This window comes from Staphylococcus sp. HMSC059F04 (assembly GCF_001812565.1).
Lineage (GTDB): Bacteria > Bacillota > Bacilli > Staphylococcales > Staphylococcaceae > Staphylococcus > Staphylococcus lugdunensis.
Genome location: NZ_KV809479.1, coordinates 346818 through 369074 on the forward strand (window position 1 = coordinate 346818; position 22257 = coordinate 369074).

General features: G+C 35.5%; 24 protein-coding genes. 11 read left to right on the forward strand and 13 right to left on the reverse strand.

What is annotated here, in order from left to right:
* Both HMPREF2864_RS10485 and HMPREF2864_RS10490 read left to right on the forward strand, forming a co-directional pair.
* The coding region (locus HMPREF2864_RS10485) for an ATP-binding cassette domain-containing protein (protein ID WP_070572220.1) at positions 1 to 653 on the forward strand (653 nt) is incomplete at its 5' end.
* Entirely contained in the window at positions 653 to 1288 is a 636-nt protein-coding gene (locus tag HMPREF2864_RS10490) for an ABC-2 transporter permease (protein WP_002460663.1), read from the forward strand. The genes HMPREF2864_RS10485 and HMPREF2864_RS10490, both read left to right, overlap by 1 nt.
* Before the next feature lie 88 nt (positions 1289 to 1376).
* On the opposite strand, the gene rbsK is transcribed toward HMPREF2864_RS10490, so the two are convergent.
* From rbsK to HMPREF2864_RS10510, 4 genes are all read right to left on the reverse strand, one after another.
* A complete protein-coding gene (gene rbsK / locus HMPREF2864_RS10495) occupies positions 1377 to 2261 on the reverse strand; it encodes a ribokinase (protein ID WP_060795770.1) in 885 nt (294 codons plus the stop codon).
* Between the two features lie 122 nt (positions 2262 to 2383).
* Positions 2384 to 2788: an SRPBCC domain-containing protein gene (locus HMPREF2864_RS10500; RefSeq protein ID WP_002478994.1), complete on the reverse strand. Its 405-nt coding sequence runs from the start codon at positions 2786 to 2788 to the stop codon at positions 2384 to 2386.
* 13 nt (positions 2789 to 2801) lie between these two features.
* On the reverse strand, positions 2802 to 3368 hold the full coding sequence (locus HMPREF2864_RS10505; RefSeq protein ID WP_002478995.1) for a VOC family protein: 567 nt from the start codon (positions 3366 to 3368) through the stop codon (positions 2802 to 2804).
* A gap of 149 nt (positions 3369 to 3517) precedes the next feature.
* Complete coding sequence (locus HMPREF2864_RS10510; RefSeq protein ID WP_070545680.1) at positions 3518 to 4495, reverse strand: SMP-30/gluconolactonase/LRE family protein; 978 nt, start codon at positions 4493 to 4495, stop codon at positions 3518 to 3520.
* 230 nt (positions 4496 to 4725) lie between these two features.
* Between HMPREF2864_RS10510 and HMPREF2864_RS10515 the strand changes: the two genes are divergently transcribed.
* Positions 4726 to 5688, forward strand: a complete 963-nt coding sequence (locus tag HMPREF2864_RS10515; RefSeq protein ID WP_070545683.1) for an oxygen-dependent tRNA uridine(34) hydroxylase TrhO — start codon at positions 4726 to 4728, stop codon at positions 5686 to 5688.
* Positions 5689 to 5749: 61 nt separating this feature from the next.
* On the opposite strand, the gene HMPREF2864_RS10520 is transcribed toward HMPREF2864_RS10515, so the two are convergent.
* From HMPREF2864_RS10520 to HMPREF2864_RS10535, 4 genes are read right to left on the reverse strand one after another with little or no spacing between them, the layout of a single operon-like run.
* Positions 5750 to 7111: a PTS ascorbate transporter subunit IIC gene (locus HMPREF2864_RS10520; protein ID WP_002460674.1), complete on the reverse strand. Its 1362-nt coding sequence runs from the start codon at positions 7109 to 7111 to the stop codon at positions 5750 to 5752.
* A gap of 14 nt (positions 7112 to 7125) precedes the next feature.
* Entirely contained in the window at positions 7126 to 7410 is a 285-nt protein-coding gene (locus tag HMPREF2864_RS10525) for a PTS sugar transporter subunit IIB (RefSeq protein ID WP_002460675.1), read from the reverse strand.
* Positions 7410 to 7856 carry a PTS sugar transporter subunit IIA gene (locus HMPREF2864_RS10530; protein WP_070545686.1) on the reverse strand — a complete coding sequence of 149 codons (447 nt, stop codon included), beginning with the start codon at positions 7854 to 7856 and terminating at the stop codon, positions 7410 to 7412. Before HMPREF2864_RS10530 ends, HMPREF2864_RS10525 begins: the two co-directional genes overlap by 1 nt.
* Before the next feature lie 15 nt (positions 7857 to 7871).
* On the reverse strand, positions 7872 to 9803 hold the full coding sequence (locus tag HMPREF2864_RS10535; RefSeq protein WP_002460677.1) for a BglG family transcription antiterminator: 1932 nt from the start codon (positions 9801 to 9803) through the stop codon (positions 7872 to 7874).
* Between the two features lie 210 nt (positions 9804 to 10013).
* On the opposite strand from HMPREF2864_RS10535, the gene HMPREF2864_RS10540 reads away from it, so the two are divergent.
* Positions 10014 to 10994, forward strand: a complete 981-nt coding sequence (locus tag HMPREF2864_RS10540; RefSeq protein WP_037543358.1) for a choloylglycine hydrolase family protein — start codon at positions 10014 to 10016, stop codon at positions 10992 to 10994.
* 117 nt (positions 10995 to 11111) lie between these two features.
* Here HMPREF2864_RS10540 and HMPREF2864_RS10545 read toward each other — a convergent pair whose 3' ends face one another.
* Positions 11112 to 12485, reverse strand: a complete 1374-nt coding sequence (locus HMPREF2864_RS10545; protein ID WP_002492370.1) for an MFS transporter — start codon at positions 12483 to 12485, stop codon at positions 11112 to 11114.
* Between the two features lie 284 nt (positions 12486 to 12769).
* Here HMPREF2864_RS10545 and HMPREF2864_RS10550 point away from each other — a divergent pair, with 284 nt between their 5' ends.
* Genes HMPREF2864_RS10550 through pcp form a run of 3 tightly spaced genes read left to right on the forward strand, consistent with a single transcriptional unit; the run spans position 12770 to position 15076 of the window.
* Positions 12770 to 13486: a DUF969 domain-containing protein gene (locus tag HMPREF2864_RS10550; protein ID WP_002460682.1), complete on the forward strand. Its 717-nt coding sequence runs from the start codon at positions 12770 to 12772 to the stop codon at positions 13484 to 13486.
* Positions 13467 to 14393, forward strand: coding sequence for a DUF979 domain-containing protein (locus HMPREF2864_RS10555; RefSeq protein ID WP_002460683.1), 927 nt, complete (start codon positions 13467 to 13469; stop codon positions 14391 to 14393). Before HMPREF2864_RS10550 ends, HMPREF2864_RS10555 begins: the two co-directional genes overlap by 20 nt.
* Positions 14394 to 14437: 44 nt before the next feature.
* Positions 14438 to 15076, forward strand: a complete 639-nt coding sequence (gene pcp / locus HMPREF2864_RS10560) for a pyroglutamyl-peptidase I (RefSeq protein ID WP_002479003.1) — start codon at positions 14438 to 14440, stop codon at positions 15074 to 15076.
* A 91-nt stretch (positions 15077 to 15167) separates the two neighbouring features.
* On the opposite strand, the gene HMPREF2864_RS10565 is transcribed toward pcp, so the two are convergent.
* The gene (locus HMPREF2864_RS10565) at positions 15168 to 15815 is read right to left on the reverse strand and encodes a CPBP family intramembrane glutamic endopeptidase (RefSeq protein WP_037543360.1); all 648 of its coding nucleotides are present in this window, start codon (positions 15813 to 15815) and stop codon (positions 15168 to 15170) included.
* 288 nt (positions 15816 to 16103) lie between these two features.
* On the opposite strand from HMPREF2864_RS10565, the gene HMPREF2864_RS10570 reads away from it, so the two are divergent.
* Positions 16104 to 16904, forward strand: coding sequence for a CPBP family intramembrane glutamic endopeptidase (locus HMPREF2864_RS10570; protein ID WP_002460686.1), 801 nt, complete (start codon positions 16104 to 16106; stop codon positions 16902 to 16904).
* Positions 16905 to 17062: 158 nt separating this feature from the next.
* On the opposite strand, the gene HMPREF2864_RS10575 is transcribed toward HMPREF2864_RS10570, so the two are convergent.
* The 3 genes from HMPREF2864_RS10575 to HMPREF2864_RS12360 are packed head-to-tail and all read right to left on the reverse strand — an operon-like array spanning position 17063 to position 18481.
* Positions 17063 to 17644: an NDxxF motif lipoprotein gene (locus HMPREF2864_RS10575; RefSeq protein WP_002460688.1), complete on the reverse strand. Its 582-nt coding sequence runs from the start codon at positions 17642 to 17644 to the stop codon at positions 17063 to 17065.
* 19 nt (positions 17645 to 17663) lie between these two features.
* The gene (locus tag HMPREF2864_RS10580; RefSeq protein WP_237449014.1) at positions 17664 to 18317 is read right to left on the reverse strand and encodes a CPBP family intramembrane glutamic endopeptidase; all 654 of its coding nucleotides are present in this window, start codon (positions 18315 to 18317) and stop codon (positions 17664 to 17666) included.
* Positions 18317 to 18481, reverse strand: coding sequence for a hypothetical protein (locus HMPREF2864_RS12360; RefSeq protein WP_237449013.1), 165 nt, complete (start codon positions 18479 to 18481; stop codon positions 18317 to 18319). The genes HMPREF2864_RS10580 and HMPREF2864_RS12360 overlap by 1 nt, the downstream gene beginning before the upstream one ends.
* A gap of 300 nt (positions 18482 to 18781) precedes the next feature.
* Here HMPREF2864_RS12360 and HMPREF2864_RS10585 point away from each other — a divergent pair, with 300 nt between their 5' ends.
* From HMPREF2864_RS10585 to HMPREF2864_RS10595, 3 genes are read left to right on the forward strand one after another with little or no spacing between them, the layout of a single operon-like run.
* Positions 18782 to 19888 carry a carbohydrate kinase gene (locus HMPREF2864_RS10585; protein ID WP_002460690.1) on the forward strand — a complete coding sequence of 369 codons (1107 nt, stop codon included), beginning with the start codon at positions 18782 to 18784 and terminating at the stop codon, positions 19886 to 19888.
* Positions 19872 to 20783, forward strand: a complete 912-nt coding sequence (locus HMPREF2864_RS10590; protein ID WP_002460691.1) for a pseudouridine-5'-phosphate glycosidase — start codon at positions 19872 to 19874, stop codon at positions 20781 to 20783. The genes HMPREF2864_RS10585 and HMPREF2864_RS10590 overlap by 17 nt, the downstream gene beginning before the upstream one ends.
* A gap of 9 nt (positions 20784 to 20792) precedes the next feature.
* Positions 20793 to 22013, forward strand: a complete 1221-nt coding sequence (locus tag HMPREF2864_RS10595; protein ID WP_070545689.1) for a NupC/NupG family nucleoside CNT transporter — start codon at positions 20793 to 20795, stop codon at positions 22011 to 22013.
* The last annotated feature ends 244 nt before the right edge of the window (positions 22014 to 22257 follow it).

Below are 22257 nucleotides of genomic sequence, written 5' to 3' on the forward strand. Positions count from 1 at the left end.
TTTTTGGACAATCTGTTACTGCAAGGAACAACCAATATAAAGAACACATCGGTGTAGTCTTTGATGATTTAAGGGTCCCAAACAAATTGACTTTAACTGACATAGACAAAGTTTTCACAAATATTTATACGACTTGGGATAGCAATAAATTTAAATCGACGCTAAAAGACTTTGATTTACCTACATCAAATGCGATTAAATCTTTCTCTCGCGGTATGCGCATGAAAGCAGCGATCGCCATTGCCTTAGCACATGATAGTCAACTGCTCATCCTGGATGAAGCAACTGCTGGCATGGACGTGTCAGGTCGTGAAGAAGTCATGGAAATCTTACAAGACTACGTTGCTAAAGACTATGGCATTATGATTTCTTCGCATATTTCAGAAGATATTGAAACACTAGCCACAAAGCTTGTATTTATGCGAGACGGGAAAATTGTCTTACATGTAGATAAATCGCATTTACTATCACATTATGGCATTGTTAATGTGCCGTTAGCAGAATTCAATGTATCCAATGATTATATCATTGCTTCTAGAAAGCGTAACGATCGTATAGAAGCGTTGATTCATGACAGAAACCTAGTTCCTGAAGCTGAACCATTAAAATCAATCGATGATGCCACAAAAATCATTATGAGAGGTGATAAATAATGAAGGGTTTATTATTAAGCAGTTATTATACATCGAAAAAATCATTATTCACATATCTCATCGTTGCTTTGGCCTCAGCTATTATGTTTAGTTTTTTTAATCCAATCATGACATGCTTTTTAGCTATGATTTTCCTTATTTCACCGGTCACTGATAATATTAAACATGAAAAAGATTCACGCTGGATGTACTATGTTTCGACTTTACCTACAGGTCGAGCAACTTATGTTAAAAGTTATTTTGTCTACTATGGAATACTTATCCTGATTGGCCTAATTATGGGTGCTGGCGCATGTTTCATTGTGACGCAAAATATCAATTTAACGCTTATTTCGATACTCGTTGGGATAGGTGGCTCAGGTACATATGCCATTATGTTCCCTTTAACCTTTAAATTTGGACCGGAAAATTCCAATGTCATTATGATTTCAACATCATTCATCGTTATTGGCTTATTTTTCTTCGTGTTCTTTGGATTTGTTATACCATCGCTAAGTGATAGCGGATCATTTGATAGTGTGCTTAGCAATCTAACAACTCTATGGGTGCTTATTATATACGGTATAATAGGATGCGCTCTATTAATCCTTTCTTATATTGCATCATTGCAAATATTTAAACGCCAAGAACTATAACCTTAAATTCTTATATTTAACACAAATGAGCTAGAAATCTGTGAAATAAAAGTAGATTTCTAGCTCATTTTTAAAATTGCGTAGTATCCTACTTAACATCAAATTCATCTACGAGATCATTAAAATATGGCATACCACCTTGGGCACCCATACCAGTGACAGCATGGCTTGCTGCTAAATTAGCAAATGTAAGTGCTTGATCTATATCATATCCTTTTTGTAATCCAACAGCAAACGCGCCGTTAAATGTATCTCCTGCCCCTGTTGTATCTACAACTTGACGCTCAAAACCTGGTATCATCACTTTTATATTACCATTATGATACACTGCCCCTTGGTGTCCGAGCGTCACAATCAATTTGTTAGGAAATTGTTTAAGGGCAGCATCAATATTAGTACCAAACATAGCTGCGCTCTCTGTTTCATTCGGTGTTAAATAGGTTGCTTGGTCAATAACTTCTGCAGTCAAATCTCTATACGGCGCTGGATTTAAAATCGTAATAATATCATGTTCTGCACAATATGTAATGACTTCACTGACAGTATCTTCTGGTATTTCTTGTTGCAGCAGCACAATGTCTCCAGCTTTTATATGCTTTAAAGCCGTGGATACATAGCTTGAAGTCACTTCATTATTCGCTGAGGGTACTACGATAATACTATTATCATTATCACAAAGTGTAATATGTGCCGTTCCTGATGTCGAATCAGCAACAGGCTTTACATAATCTACTCGCACCTTATTGCGCTGTAAATTCTCATAAATCTCTTCTCCTAATTGGTCATCTCCAATACGTCCCACCATATAAACTTGCTCACCCAGACGTGCAGCAGCTACCGCTTGATTAGCTCCTTTACCACCTGGTGTAGTGAAAAAAGACTCTCCTAATATCGTTTCACCTTTTTGTGGTACTCGTTTAGTTGAAACAACTAAATCCATAGACATACTGCCTACAACATAAATACGCTTCATCTATGTTTCCTCCCTGTTGTCTTATTATGATTTAAAACCAAATATCTTTTTAAAATTAAACCAATATACACACAGCCATTTACTTTGTTAATCAGTAAAAACTCACGTAAAAAAGCAGGTACTCAACGCAACCCACCCCGTATAATTGCGTTGAATTCGAGATAAGATTTTAAACAAGTTAGCATGTATACCCAACCTTCAGTTTTGTCTAACATCATCTGGACATCTTGTTCATGGTAAGGATACTCGCGAACACTGACAATTGTCCCTTCTGCACTTGGTTCAAAACATATCTCGCCTTGATATGTTCCCCATTGGAATTTGATTTGTTCATTAGGTATTGTTTCTTTTATAAAAATTTCCGTAGTAGCATCATATTCTTTGTATTGTAACTGAATCGTTTTCCCCGTTTCCCAACGTTCTGAGCTTGATGAAAACCAAAATCTTCCAATTTTCGCTGGGTCAACAAAGGCCTCATATGCTTTATCTGGTTCAACATTAATTTGCATCTTTGCATTTAATTCCATGTCAACGATCCTCCTATGGTGTTGTATCATCTTTCTGGTTCAAATCTATAGGTTCAGGCGTAAACAATGTTGCTTCGCTATCTTTAGGATAGTAAAATCCTTGAGGAACTGTTTGCAATTCTAATAAACTTCCCCATGGCGTTTGAATATATACAGTTTGATTTCCTGGTGTATCCTCATAGCGCGTATTCGCATGTGGCTCTGACAAAGGAATGCCACCTGCTTTCTTTACTTTTTCTAAAGCTGCAGGAAAGTCGTCTACATAAAATGAAATATGCGTATAACCCATATCTTGTAATGTAATCGCCGATGCTTGCGATGCATCTTTAAATTCAAACATTTCAATGTTAGGACCGTGACCAAAGACCATCATACGTTTTTTTATAATCTTAGCTCCCTTTTCAATACCTAATACACGTTCAACAAATTGTCCTGCACGTGGTTCATCTGTTAATTTTTGACTATCATAAGCGATTTTACCATCTAATGCCGTTTGAAAAAACGTCGTCGCTTGTTCTATATCGGGTACGGTTAAGCCAATATGATTAATTCCTCTTGTTACAGCCATGATTTTATTCATCTCTCTTTATCTCATTTTCATTTACTTTACCTATTTACCCTAATCATCATCACTGCTATCACAGTCTTATCTTCTTGCAGCTATTGACAACAGAAATTTGATGCTACCATCTATTCCTGTTTATGTTTAAAACGTACCTACAGTTTAATTTATTGAAATTGGTAACTGTTATGCGCTTTGGCAAAGCCATTCACTGTGTAAATCATCGAACCGCCTTCTGAGTTGTTTTCAATATCATTTGTACAAATGAGTAATTGATTTGTCCCTGGAATAAATTGAGGATGCGTGGTACGCAGCATTTTCCCTTCATCACGACCGGGCATAAGAATTTGACCAATTGGATAGCCACGGCGATTAAACACAAGTACACGACCTTGGCCATACATGGCTACATATAAATTATCGTCACTGTCAATACAACATGAATCCGGTCCTTCATGCCCAGTAAAATAGTATGGAATTGTCGCGCCAAACGGTGCAATCGTCACACCATCATCTTCAAGCTGTATACGATGCAATCGATTTGTTGTAGTTTCTGTCACCCATAAAATTTTCTCATCCGTACTTAATGCAATTCCATTGGCTACTGAAATATTTTGAATGACAGGTGTGACGGTTTGAAAATCAGGTGAAACATAATAAACACCACCTTGTGGCTGTGTAGAGTATCCTCTAAAATCTGTAAAATAGAATCCACCTTTACTATCGAAAACCATATCATCTATACAATAATCATTACCAATATCCGAAATAATATCTTCAAAGTGTTGACCGTGTGCATCCGTCGCAAAGATGCCACCTGTTGTCTTAAAGTCCCCTAAATAACACGTGAACAAACGGCCATCCTTATGAATTTTTACTGCTGCGGGATTAACTTTAGGCGCTTGAAAAGCCGTACTTAATTTTTTCTTGGCAACATCAACTTTAAATACTCGCCCACCAAAAACTTCACACAAATATAAATCACCTTGCTGATCAAAAATCAAACCTTCTAACTGTAAGCCATCATCCGAAACTTTTAACCAAGGTTCCGCCATTACTGTTTGTAAATCAGCCTCAGAAATAATCGGTACAGCGCTTTTAGAGGCACCAATGTATTTTAATGTAGGAAGTGCTTGTTCACACATGATTTATTCTCCTTTACATCGCAATTTATAGCTCTATCATATTATATGTGATCGTTTTCATCAAAAAAATATCATTCTCCATATCCGTCTGTTGATGTATTTGCGGCTTAATCTATTGAATAATGAATCATATTTGATAAAATATAGTAATGTCTTTTTTAAGAAAATTTGATTATTGTCATTTACTACATTTAACGATATAAATTTTAGAATAAGGAGAATCACAAATTATGGATTATAATGTACTGCTATATTACAAATATACAACCATTGATGACCCTGAAACATTTGCAGCTGAGCACTTAGCATTCTGTAAAGCAAACAACTTAAAAGGTAGAATCTTAGTTTCTACTGAAGGTATTAATGGTACGTTATCAGGTACGAAAGAAGATACAGAAAACTATATGGCACATATGCATGCAGACGAACGTTTTGCAGATATGACGTTTAAAATTGATGAAGCTGAAGGGCATGCTTTCAAAAAAATGCATGTGCGACCTCGTAATGAAATTGTTGCGTTAGGTTTAGAAGATGATGTAGATCCTCGTGTAACAACTGGTAAATATTACTCACCAAGCGAATTCAAAAAAGCTTTGGAAGATGATGAAACAATTATTTTGGATGCTCGTAATGATTATGAATTCGATTTAGGGCACTTCCGTGGTGCAATTCGTCCAGATATTACACGTTTCAGAGATTTACCAAATTGGATTCGTGAAAACAAAGATCAATTAGAAGGTAAAAACATCGTAACATATTGTACTGGCGGTATTCGTTGCGAAAAATTCTCTGGTTGGCTAGTCAAAGAGGGCTTTGAAAACGTAGGTCAATTACATGGTGGTATCGCAACTTACGGTAAAGACCCTGAAACAAAAGGTGCATATTGGGACGGTAAAATGTACGTCTTCGATGAACGTATCAGTGTTGATATCAATCAAATTGAAAAGACCGTTATTGGCAAAGAACATTTCGACGGTACGCCTTGCGAACGGTATATCAACTGTGCCAACCCTGAATGTAATAAACAAATTCTGGTTTCCGAGGAAAATGAAGCAAAATATCTTGGCGCTTGTTCTTACGACTGTGCTAAACATGAGCGCAATCGTTATGTTGCTGAACATAATATTAGTGATAAAGCATGGAAACATCGTTTAGAAAATTTTAAAGATGTGCCAGAACGCGCACATGCTTAATTGCAATTCAAAAGAAGGACTCGAAAGATGCTATTTGCGTCTCGAGTCCTTCTTTTATTAATTATGATTGCTGTTGTTCATATTTCTTATCTGCTTTTCCTTTTAAGAAGATAGCGCCTGCTGCCAAAATGACTATAAAGATGACAGAACCTATAATACCTGCATACTTAACGATATTACCAAAGATAATACCTACAGCTAAGAAGTCTGTATCTGAAAATGTTGTTGTCGCTAAACCTAAGTCTCCTAAGAAAGGGATAAATAATAATGGCAAGAACGTAATTAATATACCATTCAAGGCCGCACCAGCAACAGCACCTTTAATACCGCCTCGAGCATTACCAAAGACAGCAGATGTTGCACCTAGGAAAAAGTGTGCAACAACACCTGGTAATATGACAATGCCTCCCGTGAAGAATAGAATGAACATGCCGATTACCCCGGTAATAAAACTAACAAAGAATCCTATTAGCACAGCATTTTGTGCATATGGAAAGACAATTGGACAATCCAGTGCGGGTTTAGAGCTCGGTACTAGTTTTTCCGAAATACCCTTAAACGCCGGAACAATTTCAGCTAAAATTAAACGTACCCCTGTTAAGATAATAAAAACACCTGCCGCAAAGGTCACACCTTGAATAACTGAAAAGACTATAAAGTTTTGTCCTTGGCTAATATGATCATGCACATAACCTACACCGGCAAATAGACAAGCAATCAAGTATAGCAGTGCCATGGTAATAGAAATACTTATTGTACTTTCTCGTAAAAAACTTAATCCTTTAGGAAATTTAATTTCTTCCGTAGATTTAGATTTCCCTTTAAATAGTTTACCAACCTCACCCGCTGCCCAGTAACTGATTGTTCCAAAATGACCTAATGCAACTTGATCATTTCCAGTTATTTTACGCATAGTAGGTTGTGCTAACGTTGGTAATATGGACATTAATAAGCCTAGTAACACAGCACCAATTGTTACAGTTAGATAACCTTTAATATGACCGACTGTCAATAAAATGGCTAAAAAGGCAGCCATATAAAAGGTATGATGTCCTGTTAAGAAAATATATTTTAAATTTGATATGCGTGCAATCACAATATTAATTAACATACCAAATACCATGATCAACGCAGCTGTTGTCCCATAGTCCTTTAATGCTAATGAAATAATTGCTTCATTGTTTGGCACGACACCTTGAACACCAAACGCATGTTGGAATATTTTTCCAAAAGGTTCTAATGAATTAGACACAACGCCTGCACCAGCACTTAAAATAAGAAAGCCTAACATTGTTTTAATGGTACCTGTTGTAATCGCTGTGGCTGATTTTTTCTGTACTAACAAACCAATTAACGCAATCAATGCAACTAGAATCGCAGGTTGACTTAAAATATCAACAATAAAATCTAATATGGCATGCATGTGCGTCGCCTCCTTTAAATCATATTTAATGCTTGTAATTTTTGTTGTAATTTTTGTTGCAATTCTTCTTTATCTAAAATATTATCTAGCACTAAGACGTCTCCCAAGCGCTGTGCATTTTCTGCTAAATCGCGTCCACAAATAAATAAATCTGCCATTTCGGGACTTGCAGTCATAATATCACTATGCTCTACTTCGATATCTGCTGGTGCAGCTAAATTTTTCAGTGCTTCTTGTGCATTCATTTCTACCATAAAACTACTACCTAAACCATGTCCGCATACGACTAAAATTTTCATTATTCATCCGTCTCCTTTAATAAATTTAAAATTTCTGCTTTGTCTTGAGTTGCTAATAATTGTTGAACTGTATCTTTATCACCTAACACGCTGGCCAAATCTTGTAATACTGTAAGATGTGACTGCCCATCTACTGCGCTAAGCACAAACACTAATGATGCATAATGTCCTTCCTCCGAAAAGTTAACATGTTTCTTTAATTTAAGTAAGCTTAACCCTACCTCATTCACGTCACCATTTGGTCTAGCATGGGCGATGGCTATTTCGGGCGCAATGACAATATATGGTCCAAATTCATTGACACTATTAATCATGGCATCTACATAACCTTCATTGATAACATTTGCATTTATGAGTGGCTGTGCCGCTTCATGAATGGCAGTTGACCAGTCTGTGGTAGATGTTTTGACTACTACTTTATCTTCTGTCAATAAATCTAATGTCACCTTGCATTCCTCCTCTCAATCTAAATCGTCGATAAATCTATGAACAACTTCAAGTTGCCCATCTAAAATATGTTGCCTGTCTTTGTCATTCGTAATCAGTGCACTAAGTTGCCCAAGTGCAGTGAGATGAAAAGTAGGATTTTTTGTTGCCAATACAATAACAATATGCACTGGGTCATAATGTTGATGTCCAAAACGCACGCCATGCTCAAAGTAACACATTGAAAATCCTGCATCTTGAAGCACATGTGCCGTGCCTGCATGAACCAATGCAATATGTGGACTAATCACCATATATGGCCCAAATTTTTCTAACTGTGCAATCATCTCTTCAACATAGTCCTGCGCTACAATACCATCTTGTATTAATGCCGTTGTTGCATGTGCGATGGCTTCATTGCGCTGCATATGCTGTTGACACTTTTGAATGCGATGAATCGGCAACAACTGTCGTAACGTATAACCCTCTTGGTCAAGACGTTGCACCTTTTGTTCACGATGCGTATTGACGATGTGGTTTAATTTTTCTCTTGCCGCTAAGCTAAGAAAAGGATCAACAATAATAACGGGAATCTGTGTTGCCTCACATGGAACTGTTGAAATGATGTAATCTATGCCCCGTGCTAACAATTGACTTTCATCAATTTGATATATCGAGTAAGCATCTAAAATATCAAATTCTGGATAAACATTGCGCAGCTTATTTTTTAATAATTGTGATGTGCCAATGCCTGAACCACACAATAGTACAACTTTAATTTGATCTTGATGCTGGGCAATACGTTCAATACTTGACGCGAAATGAATCACGATAAAGGCAAGTTCATCTACCGTAAATGTAATATCATAGGTCTGTTCTAACAACGTAATTTGGCTCTCAATGATTCCAACAAGCTGATGATATTGTTGATAAATCTCTTCTTGCAATGGATTTTGTTGACTCATTCGATATTTAAGTCGATGAAGCGCTGGTTTCATATGAAGCAATAAGTTATCAAATAACTTGTCATCCTTATGCATGTCAATGCCTATTTCAGCACTGACTTGATAAATAAAACGTCGCAACACAGTTTCTAAACCTTCTTGCGTCCCCCGCATTTCTGCATTTGTCGAAACTTTTGACCCTAATAAATGCAGCGTGATAAAAATTGCTTCTGAATCTGGAAATTTAATATTAAATTGTCCTTCTAAGTTGTCTTTTAACTGTGATGCAATTTGAAACTGATACGTTTGTTTCAATGTTTCAGCTTGTTCGCTTGGCACATCAAATGAAAACTTTCCCTTTAGCCTATGAATAGCGATAAGCACATGATATATCAATCCATCAATCGCACTTTGTACTAGATGATAATCCATTTGTGTCAATGTATGAATCACGGTGTTTCTCACTTTAGTCAATTCTTCATCCGTAAATATATCCAATGTGATGAATGGCGACATTGTTTTAAAATATACTTGAATTCTGTTAGCGTAGGCACTGCGGTAAGCTTCTTCATCCCCTGTAATCATAAAACCTTTATTTTTTATATAGGCTAATTCGAGTTGATATTGTGTTAACCAATGCTGAATCGCTTTCAAATCATTGACAATCGTTCGTCGTGATACAGCCATTGCTTGTGCCAAATCACTTGAAGTCAACGGTTGTGATGTTTCGAATAATTTTAATATGATATTTAATACACGTTCATCTTTTGATAAGTGTACATCCGTATAAATAAGTTCATCATTTTTAGACAACGTCTCTTGCAAATTGTGGATTCTAACTCCATATGATTTGTGTCGTTGTAACGTAAATTGTCTTTCTCGCTGTAGATCCTCAATATGTTCGAGGTCATATTGAATCGTACGTTGAGAGACGTCAAACATGGTTGCTAAATCTGCAATTGTAGTATATTGCTCTGATTTCACTAAAAGGTCAAAAATTTTACTTTGCCGATTATTTAACAATTGTATCAACGCCTCCTTTTATAATTGTAAGCGATTTCTTTAGTGAATAGGTGTGCAACTTATTTCGTTTTAAAATCCGCAAAATTGCATAGCTATAGCATAACATCATTTAACATATTTTCTCTTTATTTTAAAAAGTTGAAACAGCTGTCTCAACCTATTATAATTGAAAATAATTCTCAATTAAATCTATTGGAGGTTGTTGTAAACATGTGTACAGGCTTTACTTTCCAATCACATAATAATGAAGTTATTCTAGGAAGAACAATGGATTATGACTGGCCTTTAACTGGACATCCTGCCGTCCAGCCACGTCATTATGAATGGAAATCACGTGTCGATTATCAAGGACAAACGCTTTATGGCTTTGTTGGTACTGGCAGCGACATGGAAGGATTTATTTTTGGTGATGGTATGAATGAACACGGATTAGCCATCTCCACTCAGTACGATCGTGATTATTGCAGTTATGCCTCTCAGTGCCGTGACGATGCTATGAACATTTCACAAAATGAAGTACTTACTTGGGTACTTGGCTACCATCAATCTATAGAAGAGTTACGTGCTCATGCGGATCAAGTTAACGTTGTAGCTGTAACTTTAAATGATATCAACGATGTACCACCATTACATTATCACGTTTCCGATGCTAGTGGTCGTACAGTTGAGCTAACATTTGACCAAGGACGTGTAGTCATTCATGATAATCCAATTGCTGTGTTGACGAATAATCCCGACTTAAATTGGCATTACGAAAATTTAAAAAACTATGTCGCAATCACTCCTTATCGTCCTTCAGCCAAACAATTTAATGATGTCGAACTAACAACGCTTGGTAGTGAAGGTGGCACACGAGGTTTACCTGGCGGATTCACCTCTCCAGAGCGCTTTGTACGTGCAGCTTATCTTATACGTCATCTACAACCTTCTGATGACGATCATGCAGTTCTTGACGCTTTCAGAATTCTTGATGCTGTAAGCATTCCAAAAGGTGCCGTACGCTCACAAAATGACGATTTGCATTATACGTTATATCAAACCGTCTTTAATCTAACTTCACGCACGATGTTCGTCAAATATTATCAATCCAATCAGATTATTGAATTATCACTAACTGAATCCTTGCTTAACCAGTCGCACTTACAACTATTCGAACCAATAGCTGGCATATCAACCACTAAGCTAAATTAAGCACACAGTTTTAGCATAAATATAAAAGAAGCACAAAGACGATTTTTAATGTCAAATCATCTTTGTGCTATTATTTTGTTATTGATATCCCAGCCAGAAATGATTTAAAATCAAATTTTAAGCTTTTACATTGCGCGGTATCAATACAAAGGCTGAAATAACACCTAAAATCATCACAATGGCACCCGCAATAAACGAAACCATAGCTGCCGTTTCAACTGTATAGAATTGCAAACATACAGTAAATATGGTCGTATTAAAGGCAATGCCGAATGCGCCACCAAGCGTCGCACCCATTTTATAAAGTCCTGTAGCAAAGCTTACTTTGTGCTCTGGCATATTAAAAATCGCAATTGTCAATCCTGGCGTTGCAACTAAGCCATTGCCGATAGCACAAATCACGTAAGCAATTGTTACAATCGCAATATACAAATGTGTCGTTAATGATGTCATACTAATCAGCATAATACCTAATGTTGGGAATAATGGACCGGCGATTAACATACTTTTACCGCCATAGCGTTTAATCGCAAGTTCACCTAAACGAATCATCGCAATTGCCATAATCGTATAAGGTACTATTACCAAGCCTGTTTGCATTTCAGTCAATCCGAGTTGCTTTTGGGCATAAACATTAAAGACAACCGTTGTTCCTGTCCCTGTATTAACCACAAAATTATTAATTGTTGATCCTAAAAAAGCTCTGTTTTTGATAATTGAAAAATCGATGAATGGTACTTTTTGTCGTTTTTCATATAAATAAAAAATAATGAGCGCCATAATCATTACAACTACAAGTGTGATAGTAAATGTACCTATCCCATAGTTAAACCCTTGTGTCATTAATATCATTAAAGCAGCAATAAACACCCCAAAAATGAACATACCAACATAATCAAATGGCTGATGATTACGTTCTGCACGAGGCACCTCTTGTTTATTCTTTAATATCCATAAAGCAACCACAGATAAAATAATAGATAAAACGAAAATACTTTGCCAATGTAAGTATTGTGATATTGTCCCACCAATATATGAAGCAAAACCAATCCCCCCAACAGTGGCAATCATCAAATAACTATATGCTTTACGTAACGTTTCCCCACTAAAACGATCCGTCACTAAGCCAATCGTAGACGGTAATAGTACCGCTGCAGATAAACCTTGAAATATACGACCAATAATCAGAAATGCTGTTAAATGGGTACTAATTAAACATATACAGCCAATAATACTTAACATCAGCCCCAATTTAGTCATTTTTAAGTTTCCAACTTTATCCGCAACATCACCTGCACCAACCATAAAAATTCCTGTGACAAACGCAACAATACTAATAGATAAGTTTAATGTCGTATCCACTGCTCCAAAAGTATGTTGTACGCTTGCACCTATATTAATAAATGACTGGGCAAACATCCAATATGTTAACACTGCCAAACATGCAGCGAGTACTAGACTTAAATCAAATTTATGGTCTTTGATAGACACATCATTCACTCCTTTAACATTCTAAGGTCAATTCCTATTGAGAATAATTATCAATTAACCATTCGTTATTATATCATGCTTCAGCTTGCAACACTATACGAATAATGACTTTTCTAATTAACGACTTCACCAAACAAATCGCATAGGTATTTTATTTACCGCTAAAATTTATTTTTTCAATTCTTTATTCATCATAAATGTAATTCATTTTATTTTTTAGTTATGCTAATATTAAGAAAATTGCAGTATATATATGCAATGATTATTTGTTAAGGAGGATTATTATGGAATGGCTTAAATTGATTGGGATATTAATTATTATTTTGGGATTTTTATTTAAGTTTGATACGATTGCGGTTATTCTTGTAGCTGCATTAATTACTGGTCTTGTATCTGGCTTAGATTTCACAGAGGTTTTGTCTATTCTAGGCAAGGCTTTCGTTGACAACCGTTTAGTTACACTCTTCATGTTGACATTGCCTATGGTTGGTTTGATTGAACGTTTTGGCTTAAAACAACAAGCTTCTAAACTAATCAGTAATGTGAAACGCGTCACCGCTGGAAGGCTACTTACACTCTATTTAATTATTCGAGAGATTGCAGGCATCGCATCCATTCGTGTTGGTGGGCACCCTCAATTTGTGCGTCCACTTATCAATCCTATGGTACAAGGTGCTTTACGTACACGTTATAATCTTACTGATGCTACGATTGATGCCAAAGATATTGAAAAGCTTAAAGCTGAAGCATCAGCAATGGAAAACTATGGGAACTTCTTCGGCCAAAATTTATTTGTTGGGGCTGCTGGGGTCTTGTTGATGGTTGGAACATTTAGCTCATTACATATTAAAGTAAACGCCATCGACTTAGTTCTTGCATCAATTCCAGTAGCAGTTATTACATTACTGCTTATATGGATTAAAAACATGATGTTAGATCGTTATTTCAATAAAAAATATGGTCGCAACGAGGTGAAAACACATGAGTCAAACAACAATTAACCACATTCTTGAATTTTTTTATATTTTAATTGGACTACAATTTTTATATACTGCTTATCGTGCTTTACGAGCTACTGATAAACAAAAACGAATTGGGACTGCACTATTTTGGACTATATTAGCTATACTTTTTATTGCTGGTCCTTATATTCCAAATGCACTTAATGGTGCGCTCGTATTATGTATGGGGGCATTAACACTCTTTAAACAAGTCCAAATTAAAAACATTATCGATGTCACTGAGAAAGAAGCTGAACGCGGATCTGACCGTTATGGTAATAAATTATTTATTCCTGCAGTGGCCTTAGCCGTTATTGCAGTTGTTGTTTCAAACTGGACGCCTTTAGGTGGTGCCATTGGCTTAGGTATTTCATCAGTACTCGGTTTAATCGCCGCTGTATGGATTATTAGACCAAAATTACACTACATCCTGTATGATAGCGATCGTTTGACACAACAAGTTGGTACTACAGGTATATTACCGCAATTTTTAGCAGCATTAGGTGTTCTCTTTACTGCTAGTGGCGTAGGCCAAGTCATTTCTAAGGGTATTTCATCATTTTTACCTGAAGGCAATCATTTTATCGGTGCTATCGCTTATATCTTAGGTATGGTGATCTTCACTATATTGATGGGTAATGCTTTTGCAGCATTCACTGTCATTACTGCAAGTATTGGTATTCCTTTTGTCATTGCACAAGGTGGCGATCCAGTGATTGCAGGTGCCTTAGCGATGACTGGTGGATTTTGTGGAACTTTATTAACACCAATGGCTGCTAACTTTAACACGTTACCTGTCGCTTTGCTTGAAATGAAACATGAATTTGGCGTCATTAAAGCACAAGCACCAATTGCTATCGCGCTAATTATTGTTCATATTGCATTAATGTATTTCTGGGCATTCTAACTATAGACACGCATTCCGTAAAAATTTTAGGAGGTAATATATTTATGGACATACTCGTTACAGCATTTGATCCCTTTGGTGGAGAAAAGATTAACCCCGCATTAGAAGTCGTTAAACGTTTAGACACGAACATCGGTGCACATACTATTACTAAACTAGAAATACCGACAGTCTTTCATGAATCTAAAGATGTCATTGCACAGAAATTAGCACAACAACATTTTGATGCCGTATTAGCTATTGGACAAGCCGGTGGACGTTTTGAAATCACACCAGAACGTGTCGGTATTAATATCGATGATGCACGTATCGCTGATAACAAAGGCAATCAACCTATTGATGTAGCGATTCAGCCTGATGGTGCACCTGCATACTTCTCAAATTTACCTGTTAAAACAATGACAGAAGCGATTAAAGCTGAAGGTATTCCAGCAAAATTATCAAACACTGCTGGCACGTTTGTCTGCAACCACGTTCTATATCAACTTGGTTATCTTGCTGATACACAATTTACAGGTCTTTTATTTGGTTTTATCCATGTTCCTTTTATTCCTGAACAAGTAACAACTAAACCTGAAACACCTTCCATGTCAATAGACACAATGACAAAGGGCTTAACTGCTGCCATAAAAGCGATATCTTATGGTGATGACCAAAAAATCGCCTTAGGTGAGACACATTAAAATATAGTTATTACATTTGTAAAGCCACAAAATGCTTTAAACAACACATTTTGTGGCTTTCATTTACTTTGTGATACAATATGTAAACGTTTTACAAAAATGAAACGATAGTCGCTTCAACGTTAATACATATATGGATTAAAATAGGTACCTCTAAACGTTGTGTTTTTAAAAAAGCTACAACTAAGATGATTCCTGAAATACCATAGACAATCCATTCTATAACATTAGATGGTCCATGAACTGCGGCAAAGGCAATGACTGAAACGATGCCCCCAACAATGGGAATTCGACGAAAAATCCCTTTAATTATGAAGGCACGAAAAATACACTCTTCTATAATTGGTCCTACAATCCCAATAGATAACAGTTGTAGTAACAATGGTACACCACTTAAATATGCATCTAATTCCTCTTGATTTGCTGTCGTAGAAATAAAAAACATTGCAATATAATCACATACAATGGATATAATGACACCACCAACAACATAAACAAGGTGCCGCTTGGTTAGCTTATTAAAATTAAAGACATGCAAATTGAATGCGTTCATTAAACCAAATATACCGACTAAAAAGGCTAGCGATACTAAATAATAGTAACCACTTTTTAAAAAAAGAAAATCTAATGATTCAGCTATAAACAATAATATGATAAACATGATACTTTGTAATAATAATTTCCAATAATGTTTCGTCGATAATTGGTATTGATGAAGCGGTTGATGTGTCTCTATCATAATATTTACCTCTCTGTCTTTTATTATGAAACTCATTGTATTACTGTCATATTTCTTCACTAATACGTATATTTCAAATACTTTATAAGCAAACTTTATCGTGCTTTTAACACAAGCACAAGTTCTTACGAAACAATTTAAGCTAATTTTAAGCATCCTTCTTTTTAAATTCTTGTGAAGCACTATAACAACTTGTAGATGATGTCAATTATATGTTACATTACTCATGTAGATGCGCAATGTTGCATTGTTATGATTTCAAAATCAACATAAAAGGGTGGGTTTATAGTGAATGATTACCATACTTCAACAGAACAGCGCTACAACGAAACAAATAGCAAGATAGAAAGCAGTACCAAAAATGTAAAACCTAGAGGTAATATCATCCTAAATATTTTGATCTTTATTGGCTGGATGCTTTTATCACAAATGGTGATCTTAATAATTTTTGGAATCCTCAAGTTGTCTTCTATATTTAATTCATTCAACGGAGCAATACTTACATGCCTATTTATAGTTATAGCGACAATCATTACGTGGCTCATTAGACGTTATTACATACGCCATTCATATGAAGAACGTCAGAAATTTAAACTAAAAGATATCGGTATTAATATTGGTTGGGCAGTATTGTTACGTGTTTTGGCACTGGCTTTTAGTTATTTGCTACATATCACAACTGGATCGGGGCAAAGCGAAAATGACAAAATGCTATTAGGTGATGCGAATCATCAGATCTCAGATGCAAGTCAATTACCTCAAATTTTTCCATTTTTGATGTTTATACTAACAATTAGTATACTCACGCCGTATCTTGAAGAGCTCATTTATAGAGGTATTTTTAAGGAAACATTATTTAGTCGTGCAGCTTTTTGGTTGCCATTAATCTTGTCATCCTTGATCTTTGCTTTACAACATAGCGTAACTGACATTATTTCAATATTAATGTTTATGTTTATGGGAATTATTTTTTATCTTGCTTATTCACGACGCGGTAATGTTCGAGATAGCATGATGGTTCATATGATTCATAATAGTACTACTGGTATTATCCTGCTCATAGGCTACTTCTATGTCTTACTTCACTAGTCAGAAAAAGGCTATGACATAAAAAATAAACAGTTTCGCAGTATTAAAAAATGGCAATTTTCTTTGGATTTATATGAAAACTGCCATTTTTATATGCTTTTATTTTTATTCAATTAATTCAAGACAATACAACTAAAGCACGTGGCTACTCTGTTTAATTAATCATATGCCTTTGTTTTAATGCCTTTTGCTTTTAAGAACTTTTCAATTTTCTTCTGTTCTCTTCCATTGACAACGTCTCTATCCTCATTTAACTGTTTAATATCATCAAGTACAGATGCGTCATCTTTTTTAGAAAGTTCATAACTCTTCTTGTCTATTTTATTACTTGCTTTTGTATATTCACTTATTTTATTCGTGAACTTATCATAGCCACCCTTTGGTAACACGTTATTATGAATATAGCGCGCAAAATTTTGATCATTTTGATCAGTAAGTTGCATCAATTTAGCAAATTCATCTTGTTGTGATGTTGTTAACTTATCATCAGAATCTATGATATCCATATAGTAGAATTTTGCATCTGTCAACTCACGATCAGTATCTAAATAAAGTTGAATATCTTGCTTCATTGTCTTTTCAGAAATTGAATCATTTGTTGTTTGTTTATTGAAAATTTGAGTAGGTATTTTTTTCTTCGTCACACTATCATCGTCATCATCGTGATCGTCTTCTGTGTCACAAGCGACAATTATGAATGATAGCAAGCATAATGTTAATATAAGTACAAATTTTTTCATAATCAAACTCCTATTTTATCTATTGTCTTAATCTCCGCCTTAACATGACTAACACTACAATAACACTCACGTAACCCAAAATAGATATGATTGACGCTTCAAAACCAAATTCACCACCTGTAAGTGCAAAGTTATGACTGTCGAGTATGTATTGAAATACTTTATCGTCAACTTGTTTCTCTGTGATATAAAAGACTTGACTGATGTTCCAGAAGAAATGCAATGTCGCACTTGCCCAAATACTACGGAAGACATAAGCAGTTAATCCAAACATAACACCTGCCAAAGAACCACCAACTAATAATTGAAGAAAGCTTCCTACATTTAACGCGCCATTAAGTACGTGAATTGCGCCAAAAAATATACTCGTAGTCAAAATGGCAACAACAATATTAGTCTTTTTCTCAATATAGCCCATCAATAGACCACGAAAAACAAGCTCTTCAACTATAGCACCGGCTACAGCCACTTGGAAAATATCCCAAAATAGCGAACGGAACAACGTATCCTGTGTCTTAAAATGTGAGATTTTAAATTCCCCAGGCACAAAAATCAAATAAAATAGTATAACGCTAAGCGGTAAAATGATACCAAGTATAACCGCTCTGATATCAAAATGTGGTGATACAATTCGATAATCTACGCGTCTTTGCTTTAGTCCCTTTTCTATCATTAACCGCACAAAAAATAAATCACAATACAATAAATTAATGCACTGATGATTATACCTATCCCTAAAAATGGAATCATCTCATCAAAAATAGCTCCTAAGGCTTGTGCAACAATAATCATCAAAAATGCTAAAACAAACATTCCCAAAATCTTTATATAGTTCATTTATGTATTTTCCTTCCCTTAAATGACTATGATTACATTAACTTCAAATACAAATACATATTATCATATTTTTCAATAAACTAATAATTCTCTTAAACCATCATATATAACATCAACTATTTTCAGTTCACAAAATAGTTAAAAACCTATAATGCCTCATGTTTATGACTTTTTACACACTTCTATATGCAAAATTTCGATTGTAAACGTTTACTAAAATGCATGTAATATGTTACTATTTATATGAATATTAAAACATTTGTTTATATCAAAAACATATGTTTATAAGGAGGTGCACAGATGAATAAAAATGAACAAGCAATTTTCAACTTGGTTAAAGAAAACCCTTATATTACACAACTTGAATTAGCTGAACGCATAGGATTATCACGACCGGCAGTTGCAAATATTATTTCAGGATTAATGCGCCAACGATACATACTTGGTAAGGCTTATGTCATAAATGAAGAAAGCCCGATTGTTTGCATTGGCGCGGCTAACGTCGATCGCAAATTCTATATTGATACACCCTTACAACCAAAAACATCTAATCCTGTTTCCTCCTCCAGATCCATCGGTGGTGTTGGTAGGAATATTGCAGAAAATTTAGGCCGTTTAGGAGAGAAAGTGACCTTTTTAACTGCAAGTGGTAATGATAGTGAATGGGATATGATTAATAGAATGTCTTCACCTTTCATGGATTTAAGTGCCATACAACCAATAGAAAATGCTAGCACAGGCTCATACACTGCTGTCATTAAAGATGGCGATATGGAATATGGCTTTGCTGATATGGAAATCTATGAACAGATTACACCTGATTTTTTAGCACGTTATGCACAAATTTTAACTAAAGCAAAGTGTCTCGTTGCTGATTTGAATTTACCTAAAAGCGCGCTAGAATTTCTTAGTGCTTTTGCCCAAAAGAATCATATTAAGTTTGTTATCGTGCCAGTTTCTTCACCTAAGATGGTACGCATGCCTCAATCCTTGCACGCCGTAGATTGGTTAATCATCAATCGTGATGAGAGTGAGACATATCTTAATATGTCAATTCGCAATATTTCTGACATGCAACGTGCTGCAGAAAAATGGGTTGAACTGGGCGTGTCTAATGTCATCATTACAAACGGTCTTGAACCACTTATTTTTAAAAATTGTCATACAGAACACATCGTACCTATTTCTCCAGCACAGCATTTTGTCGATGCGACTGGAGCTGGTGACTCCTTTACTAGTGCAGTGATTTATAGTTGGCTCAATGACTTCTCACTCCAAGATATTATTAAATCCGGCATGGTCAATTCTTTAAAAACGGTTGAAACAAATTATACCGTACGTCAAAACCTTGATAATGAACAACTTAAACGTGATATGGAGGAATATAATTATGAAGCAATATCTTGAATTTTCAACCGAAGTAGCTGAAGCGAAAAAGCATAATCAACCGATCGTCGCTTTAGAATCAACAATCATTTCTCATGGTATGCCCTACCCTCAAAATATCGAAATGGCCAAAAATGTAGAGCAAATCATTCGTGACCATGGTGCTGTTCCAGCGACGATTGCTTTGATAAATGGAAAAATTAAAATCGGCTTAAACGAGGCAGATTTAGAAACACTCGCACATAGTGAAAATGTTGCTAAAGTTTCTCGTCGTGATTTACCAGAAATCATTGCTACTAAACGCATTGGTGCCACAACTGTAGCATCTACAATGATTTGTGCAGCATTAGCTGACATACCATTCTTTGTCACTGGTGGTATTGGTGGCGTGCATAAAGGTGCAGAAGAAACCATGGATATTTCTGCAGATTTAGATGAGTTTGCAAAAACAAATGTTAGCGTTATCTGTGCAGGCGCTAAATCAATATTAGATCTGCCAAAAACAATGGAATATTTAGAAACAAAAGGTGTGCCTGTTATTGGCTACCAAACAGACGAACTGCCCGCATTTTTCACTAGAGAAAGTGGCGTAGCATTGACAAGTCGTGCAGACACACCCGAAGAAATAGCACGTATTTTTAAAGCTAAACAAGATTTACATCTTGAAGGTGGTATGGTCATTGCTAATCCAGTTCCTGAAAAAGATGAACTACCTAAAGACTACATCGATGCAATCATTGATGATGCTGTCAAAGAAGCAAAAGTTCAAGGAATCCACGGGAAAGATTCTACACCATTCTTACTCAAAACAATTGTTGAAAAAACTGCAGGAAAAAGTTTACAAACAAATATTAAATTAGTTGAAAATAACGCTGTCGTTGGTGCTCAAATAGCGGTTGCTTTCAATCAACTGTAGGTGATAATCATGTCAATACTATTTGGGATGTTAGGTGTTGCTTTTGCTTTAATCGTAGCATTTATTTTTAGCTTTAATAGGAAAGCAATTGACTATAAAAAACCATTGATTATGTTAGTAATCCAAGTACTGCTTGTCTTATTTATGATGAACACCACGATAGGTTTACATATTCTGACCGCCATGGGAACCTTCTTTGAAGGGCTGATGAATATTAGTAAAGCTGGTATAGATTTTGTATTTGGAGACTTGCAAAATAAAGGTGGCTATAATTTCTTCTTAAATGTGTTATTGCCATTAGTGTTTATTTCAGTGCTCATTGGCATATTAAATTATTTCAAAATCTTGCCTTTCATTATTAAAGTTGTCGGTTATATTATCAATAAAATTACACGCATGGGAAAACTAGAAAGCTATATTGCTATTTCAACATCGATGTTAGGTCAACCTGAAGTTTACTTAACAGTTAAAGATATTATTCCAAAGCTGTCTAAAGAAAAGTTATACACGATTACAACTTCAGGGATGAGTGCAGTTAGTATGGCAATGCTAGGCTCTTATATGCAGATGATTGAACCAAAATACGTTGTAACTGCCGTTATGTTAAATATCTTCAGCGCATTAATTATCGCAAGTATCATCAATCCTTATCATTCTGATGACAAGGAAGTAGATTTAAACGTGATTGATACACAAGCAACAAACAAGAAGACGGTAAATGGTTCAACTAAAGCAAAGAAACCTGCATTCTTCCAAATGATTGGAGACAGCGCGATTGATGGTTTCAAGATTGCAGTAACGGTCGTCATCATGTTACTCGCATTTATCTCATTAATGAAAGGCATTACAATTGTCTTTGATCTGGTGGGTCTAGACTTCAAACAAATCATTGGTTATATTTTTGCGCCAATCGCTTTTATTATGGGTGTACCATGGGAAGAAGCGATTCGTGCTGGATCGATTATGGCTACTAAATTAATTACGAATGAGTTTGTTGCGATGTTAGACTTCCAAAAGATAGCTTCATCTTTATCACCTAAAACACAAGGTATTATTTCGGTATACTTAGTCAGTTTCGCCAACTTTGGGACAGTTGGTATTATGGTGGGAGCCATCAAAGGAATTAGTAGTGAGCAAGGCAATAAAGTAGCGACATTTGCACTACGACTACTTTTAGGTGCAACTCTAGCTTCAATCGTGTCAGCAAGCCTTATCGGTTTGGTATTATAATGACATCATCCTCTACACTATCGTAGCTCTTAAATCCAATAAATATATATACGAACGTGGGACATAAATCCCAATATAATAGCACAAAGATGATTTAAAATTAAGAATCGTCTTTGTGCTTCTTTATATAATCCATACTTATATGTGTCTTTAACATTAACAAATATGATTAAGACGTACTTTTCTTGTGGATTTATACTAAAAAGGTCTGGACATTAAGTTCTTAAACAATGTAAAAAAGACA

What these genes read in the sequence shown, in the direction of transcription:
- HMPREF2864_RS10540 (WP_037543358.1), top strand. Translation starts at nt 10,014, where the DNA reads ATGTGTACAGGCTTTACTTTCCAATCACATAATAATGAAGTTATTCTA.
- HMPREF2864_RS10525 (WP_002460675.1), bottom strand. Translation starts at nt 7,410, where the DNA reads ATGAAAATTTTAGTCGTATGCGGACATGGTTTAGGTAGTAGTTTTATG.
- HMPREF2864_RS10505 (WP_002478995.1), bottom strand. Translation starts at nt 3,368, where the DNA reads ATGAATAAAATCATGGCTGTAACAAGAGGAATTAATCATATTGGCTTA.
- HMPREF2864_RS12360 (WP_237449013.1), bottom strand. Translation starts at nt 18,481, where the DNA reads ATGAACTATATAAAGATTTTGGGAATGTTTGTTTTAGCATTTTTGATG.
- HMPREF2864_RS10575 (WP_002460688.1), bottom strand. Translation starts at nt 17,644, where the DNA reads ATGAAAAAATTTGTACTTATATTAACATTATGCTTGCTATCATTCATA.
- HMPREF2864_RS10555 (WP_002460683.1), top strand. Translation starts at nt 13,467, where the DNA reads ATGAGTCAAACAACAATTAACCACATTCTTGAATTTTTTTATATTTTA.
- HMPREF2864_RS10590 (WP_002460691.1), top strand. Translation starts at nt 19,872, where the DNA reads ATGAAGCAATATCTTGAATTTTCAACCGAAGTAGCTGAAGCGAAAAAG.
- HMPREF2864_RS10515 (WP_070545683.1), top strand. Translation starts at nt 4,726, where the DNA reads ATGGATTATAATGTACTGCTATATTACAAATATACAACCATTGATGAC.
- HMPREF2864_RS10510 (WP_070545680.1), bottom strand. Translation starts at nt 4,495, where the DNA reads ATGTGTGAACAAGCACTTCCTACATTAAAATACATTGGTGCCTCTAAA.
- HMPREF2864_RS10595 (WP_070545689.1), top strand. Translation starts at nt 20,793, where the DNA reads ATGTCAATACTATTTGGGATGTTAGGTGTTGCTTTTGCTTTAATCGTA.
- HMPREF2864_RS10585 (WP_002460690.1), top strand. Translation starts at nt 18,782, where the DNA reads ATGAATAAAAATGAACAAGCAATTTTCAACTTGGTTAAAGAAAACCCT.
- HMPREF2864_RS10565 (WP_037543360.1), bottom strand. Translation starts at nt 15,815, where the DNA reads ATGATAGAGACACATCAACCGCTTCATCAATACCAATTATCGACGAAA.
- rbsK (WP_060795770.1), bottom strand. Translation starts at nt 2,261, where the DNA reads ATGAAGCGTATTTATGTTGTAGGCAGTATGTCTATGGATTTAGTTGTT.
- HMPREF2864_RS10580 (WP_237449014.1), bottom strand. Translation starts at nt 18,317, where the DNA reads ATGATAGAAAAGGGACTAAAGCAAAGACGCGTAGATTATCGAATTGTA.
- pcp (WP_002479003.1), top strand. Translation starts at nt 14,438, where the DNA reads ATGGACATACTCGTTACAGCATTTGATCCCTTTGGTGGAGAAAAGATT.
- HMPREF2864_RS10520 (WP_002460674.1), bottom strand. Translation starts at nt 7,111, where the DNA reads ATGCATGCCATATTAGATTTTATTGTTGATATTTTAAGTCAACCTGCG.
- HMPREF2864_RS10550 (WP_002460682.1), top strand. Translation starts at nt 12,770, where the DNA reads ATGGAATGGCTTAAATTGATTGGGATATTAATTATTATTTTGGGATTT.
- HMPREF2864_RS10490 (WP_002460663.1), top strand. Translation starts at nt 653, where the DNA reads ATGAAGGGTTTATTATTAAGCAGTTATTATACATCGAAAAAATCATTA.
- HMPREF2864_RS10500 (WP_002478994.1), bottom strand. Translation starts at nt 2,788, where the DNA reads ATGGAATTAAATGCAAAGATGCAAATTAATGTTGAACCAGATAAAGCA.